The 11,497-nt window shown below is 61.0% G+C and carries 12 protein-coding genes and 1 pseudogene; 4 read left to right on the plus strand and 9 right to left on the minus strand.

Annotated elements, in window-relative coordinates:
- The 3 genes from AC5DC2_RS11610 to AC5DC2_RS11620 form a co-directional block, all read right to left on the minus strand.
- On the minus strand, positions 1-637 hold a 637-nt coding region (locus tag AC5DC2_RS11610; RefSeq protein WP_491698586.1), incomplete at its 3' end, for an SDR family NAD(P)-dependent oxidoreductase.
- Between the two features lie 406 nt (positions 638-1,043).
- Positions 1,044-2,045, minus strand: coding sequence for an alpha/beta hydrolase family protein (locus AC5DC2_RS11615; RefSeq protein WP_491698594.1), 1,002 nt, complete (start codon positions 2,043-2,045; stop codon positions 1,044-1,046).
- A gap of 19 nt (positions 2,046-2,064) precedes the next feature.
- Entirely contained in the window at positions 2,065-2,577 is a 513-nt protein-coding gene (locus AC5DC2_RS11620; protein ID WP_024707897.1) for a TetR/AcrR family transcriptional regulator, read from the minus strand.
- Positions 2,578-2,663: 86 nt separating this feature from the next.
- Here AC5DC2_RS11620 and AC5DC2_RS11625 point away from each other — a divergent pair, with 86 nt between their 5' ends.
- Both AC5DC2_RS11625 and AC5DC2_RS11630 read left to right on the plus strand, forming a co-directional pair.
- The gene (locus AC5DC2_RS11625; RefSeq protein ID WP_491698587.1) at positions 2,664-3,134 is read left to right on the plus strand and encodes a DUF2269 family protein; all 471 of its coding nucleotides are present in this window, start codon (positions 2,664-2,666) and stop codon (positions 3,132-3,134) included.
- 11 nt (positions 3,135-3,145) lie between these two features.
- Positions 3,146-3,823, plus strand: coding sequence for a DUF1295 domain-containing protein (locus AC5DC2_RS11630; RefSeq protein ID WP_024707895.1), 678 nt, complete (start codon positions 3,146-3,148; stop codon positions 3,821-3,823).
- Here AC5DC2_RS11630 and AC5DC2_RS11635 read toward each other — a convergent pair.
- From AC5DC2_RS11635 to AC5DC2_RS11645, 3 genes and pseudogenes are all read right to left on the minus strand, one after another.
- A pseudogene (locus tag AC5DC2_RS11635) lies at positions 3,817-4,244 on the minus strand (ATP-binding protein). The gene AC5DC2_RS11630 and the pseudogene AC5DC2_RS11635 sit on opposite strands and share 7 nt — an antisense overlap.
- A 123-nt stretch (positions 4,245-4,367) precedes the next feature.
- Entirely contained in the window at positions 4,368-5,813 is a 1,446-nt protein-coding gene (locus AC5DC2_RS11640) for an aldehyde dehydrogenase (RefSeq protein WP_491698588.1), read from the minus strand.
- A 558-nt stretch (positions 5,814-6,371) separates the two neighbouring features.
- Entirely contained in the window at positions 6,372-6,947 is a 576-nt protein-coding gene (locus tag AC5DC2_RS11645) for a TetR/AcrR family transcriptional regulator (RefSeq protein ID WP_491698589.1), read from the minus strand.
- Positions 6,948-7,133: 186 nt separating this feature from the next.
- Between AC5DC2_RS11645 and AC5DC2_RS11650 the strand changes: the two genes are divergently transcribed.
- Complete coding sequence (locus AC5DC2_RS11650) at positions 7,134-8,141, plus strand: NAD(P)-dependent oxidoreductase (protein WP_491698590.1); 1,008 nt, start codon at positions 7,134-7,136, stop codon at positions 8,139-8,141.
- Positions 8,142-8,222: 81 nt separating this feature from the next.
- Here the strand turns inward: AC5DC2_RS11650 and AC5DC2_RS11655 are convergent, their stop codons facing one another.
- Positions 8,223-9,275, minus strand: coding sequence for a helix-turn-helix transcriptional regulator (locus tag AC5DC2_RS11655; RefSeq protein ID WP_491698591.1), 1,053 nt, complete (start codon positions 9,273-9,275; stop codon positions 8,223-8,225).
- A 139-nt stretch (positions 9,276-9,414) separates the two neighbouring features.
- Between AC5DC2_RS11655 and AC5DC2_RS11660 the strand changes: the two genes are divergently transcribed.
- Positions 9,415-10,587, plus strand: a complete 1,173-nt coding sequence (locus AC5DC2_RS11660; protein ID WP_491698592.1) for an alpha/beta hydrolase family protein — start codon at positions 9,415-9,417, stop codon at positions 10,585-10,587.
- Positions 10,588-10,664: 77 nt separating this feature from the next.
- Here the strand turns inward: AC5DC2_RS11660 and AC5DC2_RS11665 are convergent, their stop codons facing one another.
- Positions 10,665-11,168 (minus strand): Lcl C-terminal domain-containing protein, encoded by a 504-nt coding sequence (locus AC5DC2_RS11665; RefSeq protein ID WP_491698593.1) that lies wholly within the window; start codon positions 11,166-11,168, stop codon positions 10,665-10,667.
- Between the two features lie 154 nt (positions 11,169-11,322).
- Positions 11,323-11,475: a DUF2000 family protein gene (locus AC5DC2_RS11670; RefSeq protein WP_491698595.1), complete on the minus strand. Its 153-nt coding sequence runs from the start codon at positions 11,473-11,475 to the stop codon at positions 11,323-11,325.
- Positions 11,476-11,497 lie beyond the last annotated feature (22 nt).

The raw sequence follows: 11,497 nt of genomic DNA on the forward strand, positions 1-11,497 counted from the left end.
CGCCGGCGATATTGGTGATGAACGGGCCCGGCAGGATCGCGTTGACGCGGATGCCATAGGCGCCAAGCTCCATCGCCATGTGGCGCACGAAATGGTTCACGGCGGCCTTTGCCGGCATGTAGGACGTTCCGACGATGCTCTCGTTGATGTCCGAGGCGATCGAGGAGGTCACGATGATCTGCCCGCCGCCGCTCGGCTTCATATGGCGCACGGCATTCTTGACCGTGTTGTAGACCGAGGTGAGGTTGATCTCGATGCCGCGGTCCCACTGCGCGTCGGGGATGTTCTCGATCGCGCCGTCGGGATTGCGCTCGCCTGTCGGCGTCATGAAGCCGGGTCCCGGATCGATGCCGGCATTCGCGTAGACCGTGTCGATGCGGCCGTGTTTGTCGGCCACTTCATCGAAGGCCGAAGCCAGTCCGGGACGGTCGGCGACATCGACCTTCAGGCCCCAGACATCGCCGCCCGTGGCTTTGATTTCGCCGACGGTCTTCTCGGTGCCCGCCTGATCCAGATCGAAGATGCAGACCCGCGCGCCCTGCGCGGCCATGATCTCCGCGTAAGCGCGGCCGATGCCGCTGGCCCCGCCCGTCACGATCACGGACTGACCGCGCACATCGAACATTCGTTCCAGCATCGACAAGACCTCCCCCTGAATGTTGCACGCCGCAAGGAGGGGCCCGTCCGCGGATCGCGGGCAGCCGCCATCAGTCCCGCAAGACCGGGACGATCTCCTCCCTATCAAACGACCCGCCCTTCTCCCGGAGCGCAAGGCCGCTTTCCTCACGCCCATAACGCCGTTATCCTTGAAGCAAGTCAAATGCTGAAAGCAGCGAAAAATATATCTTATTGCTATGTAAATGTTTTCGGCCCGGCGTTTGATGCCAGATCGCTTCGTCCTCAAGGCCCATGGCGGCCTCGAAAAAATCGACGTCGTTAAGCCATTCAGGATGATGATAACGGTTGCGTTGCACGGGCCCGCGTTTTTGGTGCACGGGATTTCGTCAACAAACGCCTGTCCGGCCTGTCTTGCTGGCAGCCCTTCACAAATTCCGCTTCAGGAAGTCCGTGATCTCGGTCTCCAGTTCACGATGGACGGACGCCCGATCGACGCCGGGTTCATCGCCGCAGATCAGGCTGGCGTCGGCCGCGATTTCTTCAGGACATGGATCGATGAAAACGAAATGACGTCCGGGCACCACGAGCTCATGTAGCGGATCAGGCAGGTTGCCGGCAAGCGCCAGCGCGTTGGCGTCGGCCTTCATGTAGGCCTCATCCTCCGGGCGAACGAGGAGAACGGGAATTTTGACGGCGGCGAGACCTGTGGCGTCGAACATCGTCGCAAGCGGGTCGAGCAGGACGGCCGCCTTTATGGGGCAGGGATTGATCGGTGGCGTCCAGTCGGCAAGCGTCGTTGATATCCGGGGCCAGACGTCTTGCTCCTGTCCGCAGGAGCCGGGGTCAGCGTCGCCATGCGCCTGGCAATAGGAAGCCGCAAGCGCAAAATCGGCTTTAGCCCCCGCCAGCATGAGGGCGGTGTAGCCGCCGGCGGAATAGCCAATCATGCCGATACGGGCGCGGTTGGCATGGGAGGCGAAGCGATCATCCTTCAAAGCCGCATCCAGCGCCGCGATGGCCTGTTGCGGGCGGCGCGCCAGTATTTGGTCCTGGCCGGCAATCGGGTGACCTGCTGCATCGCCCAGATGCGTCGGCGCGACCACGATATAGCCCTGCCGGGCAAGAGAGGCCGCGAAATCGCGATGGCTCATAGGACCGCCCAGATGACCATGCGAGAGGAGCAGGACGGGAAAGCGCCCCTTCGCTACCGCCACGTCCCGGCCGGCGGTGATTTCAAACGGCCCGGCCTGCCAGGAGACTTCTTCAGGAATGTCGGTCGGATACCAGATGACGACAGGGGCCATTTCGAGATCGTCCTCAACCTCGATCCGCACGAGACCGGCATGATATGGCGCGGCCCTCGTTTCAGAAGGGAAAAAGCCGGTGCAGAGCATGGCGAAGGCGGCAAGGCAAAAGGCGCGGAACATCGTCGTCAATCCAAATCGTTCAGTCAATGCGCAAACCGTGAAAGTCTGCTTTCCAGTTTCCACCAGAAAAGTAGTGCAGCAGCAGAGTCCCGATGATCTGCGCCAGCGTTTCAGGTGCCCGCTCCTCTCCAACGATACGCGTGACCGTACCCAGAAAATACGCCATCGTTTCCTGCATCGCCGGATCATCCGCGATCTCGTCGGGCTTTTTGCCGCGCAGGTAGTCAAAAACAAGCGCCATCTCGGAGCCAAAGTCCTGCTTCATGCAATCCATCAGCTCTTGAAGCTGAGCCGCTTCTCCCAGTGCGCTATTGCCGCTCGGTTCAGGAAACTGGCGGATCACCTGTTTGGTACAGGCCAGAAACAGCGCCTCTTTGTTGGGAAAGTAGTGATAGAGGGCGCTTTTTGACATGCCCAAATATTGCGCGACGCCGCGCATGCCCACTCCGGAGTAGCCGTATTCTGAAAAATAGGCGGCCGCACGCTGGGCGATTTCATCCTTGTGGGCGTCGTGGTTGACGATCTTCGGCATTTTTATGGTCCATGTGGTCGAAAAAAACATTGACACGAAACCTGAGGCCTGTCTATTGGTTTTAAAAAGTCCAAGTGGTCTAAAACATGCCTGATCTCTTCCTATCCCTAAAGCTGGCCCATCTTCTCGCCGCGATCCTGATGGTGGGCGCAACCGTGATCAATGGATTGATCCACAATCGTGCGCGACAGGCGCCCTCCTCCAAGGCGGGTGCGATGTTGAGCATTGTCATCGCCGTCAACAGCTACGTCATGGGACCGGCGCTGTTGGCTCTGCCGCTGACGGGAGGCGCGCTGATCTGGGCGGCAGGATATGATTTCAAGGCATTGTGGGTTTGGCTTTCCGTGGCGTTGAGCATCCTTCTGATTGCAGCCTATGTTTTCGGAGCCCGTCTCGAACGCCGACTTTATGAGATCGCCATGTCAACGGAACGCGCAGGCGAAGCGTCCCTACCGGTCCAGTACGATCGTGTTTTTCGAAAAGCAGCCCCCGTCGGCGTCGCCGCTCTGCTCATGTCCTTGGCCACGCTCGGTCTTATGGTCTTCAAACCCTATTGAGGAGCTTTCCCATGGCAACATCCGGCGGCGTCGACCGCGATCACGACCAGAGTCTCGGGCCGAAGCTGGCATTTTTCACTCTTCATGCCGGTTTGGTGATCGTTTGCATATGGTTGGCCTTTGGCCGCTTTGACTGGGCAGACCCCCTCAGAGCAAAGGTGCTCGCAGGGTGTGCCCTCCTCTACTTTCTGCGGCACGTTCTGACGCTGTTTGTCCTGCTCAAACGCCGCGTTGAGATGTCCGAGGTTTTTGGGCTGACCGTCTTTATGGCTGTGTTTGAAATCGGCTTTCTCTTGCTCGGAGCGGGCGCGCTTTCTGACACCGCAACGCCGTTTCGCTGGCTGGACTGGGTCGGCATTGCCATGGTCATCATCGGCTCGTTCCTGAACAGCGGATCCGAAATCCAGCGCTGGCACTGGAAAAAGAAACCCACGTCCAAAGGCAAGTGCTACACCGAAGGTCTGTTCGCGTATTCCATGCACATCAACTACTTCGGCGACAGCGTGCTGTTTTGCGGATGGGCGATCCTCGCGGCATCCCTCTTCGCATGGCCGGTTCCGATCTTTATCATCGCAAGTTTTGTCTGGTTTCACATTCCTGCGCTGGATGCCTATCTGGCAAAGCGCTACGGCAAAGACTTCGAAATATACGCCGCAAAAACCGCGAAATTTGTCCCGTTCCTCTATTGAATGCCGCCGCAACAGTCACGCAGACTGCCCAAAGCATTTGTCGCTTCGGGCTCTGAACTGCCGTTCGCGGCGGCAACATTGGTGGTCACGGTGAGTGAGCTGCGCTCATAGCGCCTGCTGACCAGATGGAAGAGACGCTGGCCACCAGCCTGGGCAAACAGGAGATACCCAGTTCATCCATGATAACGAATTCGCGTCTGGCGATGAAGTCGGCGAGCCGCCCTTGTTTGCCATTGCGCGCTTCTGTCTCCCGCTGATTGAAGAGGTCGACAACATTGAAGAGCCGTCCTCTTGCCCCGTTGCGGATCAGGGCCCGGGCAAGTGCGATCGGCAAATGCGACTTTCCTGTTCCCGTTCCGCCGACCAGAACGAGGTTATGCTGCCGGGAGAGGAGATCGCCTGTGGCGAGTTGGCGGGGCAATCAGCGCCGTGTCGAGAACTGACCGCCGAGCGGCGTGGTCGTGCTGCCCGCATAAAAGGGCTCGCATCAAGCCTAAAGCCCCAGCGCGCCGGGTGAGCGCGCTGGGTCTGGTCTCACATCGAATCAGAAAGGGTAGTGCTGGTTCGGGTCCTCGATCGTGATCCACCGCAGGTCGGTGAATTCGGCAATCGCCGCCTTGCCGCCGAAACGGCCGTATCCGGAATCGTTCACCCCGCCGAAGGGCATCTGCGGCTCGTCACTAACGGTCGGGCCATTGATGTGGCAGATACCGCTCTTGATCTGCTTCGCCGCAGACAGTGCGCGCTGGATGTCCTGGCTGAAGACCGCCGCGGATAGGCCGTATTCGGTGTCGTTGGCTACGCGGATCGCCTCGGCGTCGCCCTTGACGCGGATGATCGACTTGACCGGGCCAAAGCTTTCCTCGCCGTAGATGCGCATGTCGGCGGTCACACCGTCCAGCAAGGTTGCTGCATGGATCGCACCATCGCGCTGACCGCCCGCCACGACCGTCGCGCCCTTCGACGTTGCATCCGCGATCAGGGCATCCATCTTTTCGCCGACCTCGGGATTCACAAGCGAACCCAGCACGACCTGCCCGCGCGGATCGCCGTAGGGCAGTTTCGACGCCCGGTCGGCCAGCTTCTGCACAAAGGTATCGGCGATATCTTCATCGACGATGATCCGCTCGGTCGACATGCAGATCTGGCCCTGGTTCATGAAGGCGCCAAAGATCGCGGCATTCACCGCCCCGTCGATGTCGGCGTCGGAGAGGACCACCAACGGGGCCTTGCCGCCCAGTTCAAGCAGCGAAGGCTTCAGGTTTTCACCGGCAAGCCGCCCGATAATTCGGCCCACGGCGGAGGAGCCGGTGAAGTTCACGTGCTTGACCTCAGGGGCTTCGATCAGCGCCTTGACCACCTCGGCGGCGTCCTTGGGCGCGTTCGAAATGTAGTTGACGACCCCCTCCGGGAAGCCCGCCTCGACAAAGCAATCGACGATCATGCGATGCGTCTTGGGGCAGGCTTCAGAGCCTTTCAGGATCACCGTGTTGCCGCATGCAAGCGGCATGGCCAGCGCGCGGGCGCCAAGGATCACGGGCGCGTTCCACGGCGCTATACCAAGGCAGGCGCCCTTTGGCGTGGCGATCCCCATGGCCAGCGTGCCGGGTTTGTTCGAGGGGATGACCTCACCACCGATCTGTGTGGTCATGGCGGCCGCCTCGCGGATCCCGCCGGCCGCAAGCATGACGTTGAAGCCCGCCCAGGGGCCGGTCGCGCCAGTTTCCGCGATCATGGTGGCGATGAACGCATCGGACTTGGCATCCATGATGTCAGCCGCCTTGTTGAGCAGAGCGCGGCGTTCACCCGGGCCGGTGGCTGCCCATGCGGGGAAGGCCGCACCTGCCGCCTTGGCCACGATCGCGGCATCGGCCGCCTTGGCTGCCGCCGCAGTGGTCGCGACTTTGCCAGTCACCGGGTCGATGCGGTCAAAAGTGCCCTTGTCAGAGGCCTCGGCGTTTGAGTTATTCACAACGAATGCCACTGTCATCTTGTTTTCCTCCTTGAATGACTTTGCTGTCCGGGGGCGTCGCTTTTCGGACGCACCATTTTGTTCCGTGCTGCGTCTCGCGCATCCGGACCAAGGCAGCCAGCAGCCGGTTCATCGGCACATTGATGCCCTGCCTCTATATCCAGATTACGCAGGAATGTAATCCGCTCTGTCAATCCAACGAGGTTGTCGGCTCGTGGAACTTCTGGAGCGGAACGCAACCAGTGAATCCGCGTTTGGCCGCATGAAACTCCTACGAAAGAGCCAATGGTCTATATTCCTGCACGCAATCCTTACATTGGGTACAACTGAAGGAAACACATCCACAACACCAAATGGCCGACGACGTCGCGCCAAAGGCGGCCACAGAGGAGTTTACTATTCGTTCTGCCTTGGCGGAGGATATTGAACTGCTCTTGTTCCGGCCTCTGCTTGATAACCCGACGCCACCGACGAAAGAACGCCGCGGGATACGATCACCGGAGGAGCCGGAAAACCGCGTTCGATCTCGGTATGATGCGCACCAGGCGACGATCTGCGTGTTCCGTCGAAACGGGATCAGCTCCGGCCGATCGTTGTCATGATCAACGCAGCGAGATCGCCCACGGCATCCTTTTTGCTGATCCGCCTGCGGGCCATCGCGTCCGCCAGGGCGTCGGCCGCGCCGAGAATGGCGATTGCGCCGCGCTGAAGTGCGGGTCCGGACAGGTTGGAGAACGGTTTCAGGACATTTGCATAATGGGCGATATGCTCATCCAGCATGTCCCGCTCATAGGTCTCCATTTCAGGATCGCCCTTCAGAGCCCCGCCAATCACGTGAAATTCGGGGCCGACCTCCTCATGGCAGTCCATATAGGCCTCAGCCAGCAGCCGTGCGACCTCTGCAAGCTCCGCCGGCGCGTTGTCCAGCGCCTCCTGCGTTGCGCGCACCTGCTGTTCGTTGATCTCCCGGTAAAGCGCGATCAATAGCCCCGCACGCGTGCCGAAATGGTTGTAGGTGATCGGTTTGCTGACGCCCGCCCGCTCGGCAAGGCTTCCGAGCGAAAGCGCGTCCGTGCCGCTTTCGCGCACGATTTCCCGCGCCGTCTCCAGCAATTGCGCGCGCCGCTCCGCTTTCGGCATTTTTTTTGACATGTCACGCCCTTGAGGTTGAAAGCAGCACGATTTCGCTTATATTACCTTTAGTAACTTACTAAAGGTATCTTACTGATTGTAACACACGATCCCGATAAAGGCCATCCCCGCCCGACGCGACCGAACGTCGGCGGCGCAGATGCCGGGGCACATCGAAACACCCTAGCACGACACATAGGAGATCCCATGCTACCCGATCCCATTCTTCTCGTTGGCGGCGCCGGCTTCGTCGGCCGCCAGACCGCGCAGCATCTGCGCAAGCACTTCCCGGACGTCCCGTTGCTGATCGGCGGACGCAACCTTGCCCGGGCCGAAGAGGCAGCGGCCGAAATCGGCAATGCCCGCGGCGTTGCCGTCGACCTCGCGGAACCGGATCTCGGACTGGGGGATCAGCCGGTCTCCGCGCTGGCGCTGTTCTTCAAGGAGGATAGCCTTGGCAGCCTGCGCTTCGCGCAATCGCGAGGGATCCCCTATCTCAGCATTTCGTCCGGCATTCACGAGGTGGCGCCGGAAGTCGCGGCCTATATGCTGAATGCATCCGCCGCGCCGGTGGTGCTCGGCGCCGAATGGCTCGTGGGCGCGACGACGATCCCGGCCCTGGAAGCGGCAAGAGCCTTCGGCACGATCGACGATGTGCGCGTCAGCGCCATTATCGACGAGAACGACATCGGCGGCCCGGCAACCTATGCCGATATGGAACGCCTGACCAGGATGATGCCTGCCGCCCTGTCGATCGAAAATGGCGCTCAGGTCTGGCGCGCCGGGGAAGAGGTGCAGACCGAGGTGACGGCGGTCGACGGCACGGCGATGCCCGGCGAGATGCTTTCGCCCAATGATGTCCTCATCCTCGCCGAGGCGACACGGGCCCCGAATGTCGCGTTCCGTCTGGGTATCGGCGAATCGTCCTCGCAGCGGCGCGGCGAGCCTCTCTCCACCGAGATCATTGTCGAACTCACCGGCACATCCCGCGATGGCGCGCCGCTGAAATCCATCCAGGCGGTGGTTCACCCCGGAGGCCAGATGCCGCTCACCGGCATGGGCGTCGCCATGCTCCTCGAACGGCTGACCGGACTGACCGGCGAACCGGTTTCCGCCGGGCTTTATTTCCCGTCGCAGCTTCTGAACGCGGAAGACTACATGACGCGTCTGAAGGCTACGGGCGGCGAGGTGCGTGATCTCGATCACAGTCGCTAGTTTCCGGATCATGTCCCGTCATTGAAACCGTTCGGGACGGGGGTGCCGAATGGCGCCCTCGCCCTGAAAGGCCGCGAAGTCTCACCTCTCGTTCTCCGGAACAGCTTTCTTTTCGCGCCGCAGGGAGCCCGGGGATTGACCGAACCAGCGCAGCGCCGCGTGGTTGAAGGCCGAAAGTTCGCCGTAGCCGAGCCGAAAGGCGATTTCCGAAAGGGAAATCCTGCGATCGCCGAGAAGCCGGCGCGCGGTTTCGGAGCGTACCGCATCGACTTCTTGCCTGAAGGATGTTCCCTCGTCTGAAAGCCGTCTCTGCATGGTGCGCACGGACATGCCCAGACGAGCGGCCACACTGCTCTCCGATGCTATCGAACCGGCCATATGCTCACCGAGATGATGACGCACACGGCCTGCGACACTGTCCAGAGCCGGAACATCATCCAGCCCTCTTTCGGCGGCGTCTTCCAGCGCCTTCCAGACGGGAAGCGAGGTGTCTTTACGGATATCCTTGAGGCGTGCGCGATCGAAGGACACGGCGGCGGCGGGCTGTTCAAACAGGATGGATGAACCAAACACCTTATGGATTGGCTCAAGATGGGCAGGCGCGGCAAAATCGAAATGCGCCGATGCCGGCCGCACGGCCGCCCCGAAGACATGTTCGGGAATGAGCGCGACATTGGCCAGGGCCCAGATCGCTCCGAATTGCGCGGCGCGGCTGAACCTCGGCCCGACCCTGGCATGGGTGTGCGTCATCGTCAGGCGATAGGGCGTGGTCGTGAGTTCGAAGGCAGAGCGCTGGTTCAAGAGGCGGTTGAACCGCGCCATCTGGTAGAAAACGGCCTGCGGCGTCTCACTCTGCAGGATCAGCTCCCCAAGGATGCCGAGCCGGGTGAGGTCCGTCTTGAGGGCAAGGACCGCGCCAACCTCGGGCCCGCCCCAGCGATCGGTCAGAAGCGTGCCGAGTTCAAGAACAGCCTCTTCCCCCATGTGAGAACCGGCGGAATGTCCCTTCTTCAACACAGCCGAAGCCTTTCGAAATCCAGCGGCCTCCAGCTTCGATATAAGGTCATGCTGGCGGGCAAGATCGATCAGCAGGTCGAACAGATCGATGGATGTCTTGGCCTCGAATGTGCGCATGACGGCTGCCTTCAACGGGACGGGGTGCCAGACTAAGCGCAGTGGCGGAAAATATCAAAGAATTGGCGGAAAATATCAAAAAATGTCGTCTGGTCTGCGCGATACCGGAGGTCGTTCAAACCGATAAGGAGGCATGACAATGTCAGATTTCAACAAAGCGTCTGCAGGACCCGTGGGCATTCGTCATCTTTTCGAAGACCAGACCTATCACTTCCAGGCTTTGCGCGTGCTGAGCGACGCAGGCGCGGGCGCCGCCGATATCGCCGAAGTGCTGCAGGCGATATCGACCGTTCCCGCAGGCGACGCCGATGCGTGGTATGACGCGTTTGCCCGGATTGCGCGCGTCAATGAAAAGCTGGCAAACGATGGCAGCGACCGCGTGAGCCGCGGTCTTGCCCGCTTTCGCGCGCACACCTACTGGCGGACATCGGAGTTCTTTCTCCCCGGCGACGATGAGCGGCGCGCCATCGCCTGGAAAGCCCAGATCGAAAATTTCGATCAGGGGCTCGCCGATCATTCCGTCGCCTATCAGCGCTATGAAACGCCCTATGAAAGCGGCGCGCTCAAGAGCATCTTTTTCCCGGTCGAAGGCGGAGAGAAGCGGCCCTTGATCGTGATCGTCGGCGGTTTCGACGGCACGCTCGAAGAACTCTATTTCATGATGGGCAAGGCGGCCAATGAACGGGGATACAGCACGCTCCTTTATGAAGGTCCCGGACAGGCCGGTCCGGTGCGCGAACAGCAGATGTATTTCACCCATGAATGGGAAAAGCCGACCGGCGCGATCCTCGACGACATTCTGGCGAAACACCCGGAATTCAACCGGGTCATTCTGACGGGCATCAGCCTCGGTGGCTATCTTGCGCCGCGGGCAGCCGCGTTCGACGACCGGATCGACGGCGTGATTGCCTTCGATGTGATGTATGATTTCGGCGCCGTCGTCGAGAAATTCCGGCCGATGATCCATCATCCGGTCCATTCGAAACTGCCGGGCGTGGCCTGGGCACTGGATAACGGCCAATGGGTGTTCGGCAAGGAAAGCCCGGAGGCCTTCATCGACGCCACGCATGCCTTCACGCTTGCAGGTGTCGCGAACCGGATCAAGGGCGATGTCCTGATCCTGGCCGGTGCCATCGACCACTTCGTCCCCGTTTCCCAGGTCGATGATTTCGAAAAGAGCCTTACCAACGCCCGGTCTGTCGAGAGCGTCATTTTCAGCGAGGAATCCGGAGGCGGCGAACATTGCCAGGTCGGCGCCGCCGCCCTCTGGCAGGCCGCTGCCTTCGACTGGATCCTGCGGCATTTCGGGTAAGGGCCTCAAGGCCCGGAGAGACGATACGTCTCGTGACAAGCCCGGACGCTTCGCTGCCCCGGGCTTGTCTCATGTCGTCATCGCCGCGCACTGTCTTTCACGAGCAGGACGGACAGGTGAAAACCCTGGCTGTGCATGTCGAAAAAGCCGTTGGTGAAGTCGAAGAAGTAGAACATGTCGGGCATCGCTTCCGAGGATGTCCAGAACAACGCGCCGTCGCCGAAGTCGGTGGCGGCGATATCGGGAAAGGCGACAGAGTCGATCTTTGGACCCTCGCAGGTGTCGAGGATAAGGGTTTCCAGTTCCTGCCCGGTCGGAACGCGCCAGCCGTCGCCTTGCCGCGCGGCGTATTCAATCGCCTCGTTCAGCCCAAGGTCGCGCGCCGCGCCGGAACAGGCCCCTGCGCCGGCGTCCCATTGCATGCCGATCGCGCATCTTTTCCAGGTTAGCCCGTGTTCCCGGCTCGTCGCCTCGTCGCCCTGCAAGGCAAAGCCGACGCCGTCCGGCGTGATGCAGCCTGCATCCGCACTGACGGGAACAAGGAGGGATAGTAAGAGGGTCGACAGGACACTGGATCGCATGCAGCATTTTCCTTGATTTGATTTCGAACGGCGCGATGAATGCTTGGATCAGGTCCGGTAAGTCCGGTTTATGGCAAAACGCGGCTCGGATGCCGCGAATGTGTAAAGATCGTCCCTTTTCCGAGGATCGCCTGCCGCGTTTGGGCGGTCGCCATCAGCGCAGCAGCGGCAGGCGGCCGCAGATCCGGTCCACGGCCTTGCGCGAGCCGGCGATCAGGAGCGCCTGCGGCCTGTGCGCGGCCAGGGGTTCGGCGGCGATACGGGCCGTGTAGTCGGCATAGTCGCGCGCCTCGAAAGCGGCGCGCATATAGGCCAGCCGTATCGGCAGG

It is taken from the genome of Martelella sp., assembly GCF_984369615.1.

Bases quoted from the DNA above. Each gene is read 5' to 3' on its own strand.
- AC5DC2_RS11660 (WP_491698592.1), top strand. From the start codon at position 9,415: ATGTCAGATTTCAACAAAGCGTCTGCAGGACCCGTGGGCATTCGTCAT.
- AC5DC2_RS11665 (WP_491698593.1), bottom strand. From the start codon at position 11,168: ATGCGATCCAGTGTCCTGTCGACCCTCTTACTATCCCTCCTTGTTCCC.
- AC5DC2_RS11650 (WP_491698590.1), top strand. From the start codon at position 7,134: ATGCTACCCGATCCCATTCTTCTCGTTGGCGGCGCCGGCTTCGTCGGC.
- AC5DC2_RS11640 (WP_491698588.1), bottom strand. From the start codon at position 5,813: ATGACAGTGGCATTCGTTGTGAATAACTCAAACGCCGAGGCCTCTGAC.
- AC5DC2_RS11625 (WP_491698587.1), top strand. From the start codon at position 2,664: ATGCCTGATCTCTTCCTATCCCTAAAGCTGGCCCATCTTCTCGCCGCG.
- AC5DC2_RS11630 (WP_024707895.1), top strand. From the start codon at position 3,146: ATGGCAACATCCGGCGGCGTCGACCGCGATCACGACCAGAGTCTCGGG.
- AC5DC2_RS11620 (WP_024707897.1), bottom strand. From the start codon at position 2,577: ATGCCGAAGATCGTCAACCACGACGCCCACAAGGATGAAATCGCCCAG.
- AC5DC2_RS11615 (WP_491698594.1), bottom strand. From the start codon at position 2,045: ATGTTCCGCGCCTTTTGCCTTGCCGCCTTCGCCATGCTCTGCACCGGC.
- AC5DC2_RS11645 (WP_491698589.1), bottom strand. From the start codon at position 6,947: ATGTCAAAAAAAATGCCGAAAGCGGAGCGGCGCGCGCAATTGCTGGAG.
- AC5DC2_RS11670 (WP_491698595.1), bottom strand. From the start codon at position 11,475: ATGCGCGCCGCTTTCGAGGCGCGCGACTATGCCGACTACACGGCCCGT.
- AC5DC2_RS11655 (WP_491698591.1), bottom strand. From the start codon at position 9,275: ATGCGCACATTCGAGGCCAAGACATCCATCGATCTGTTCGACCTGCTG.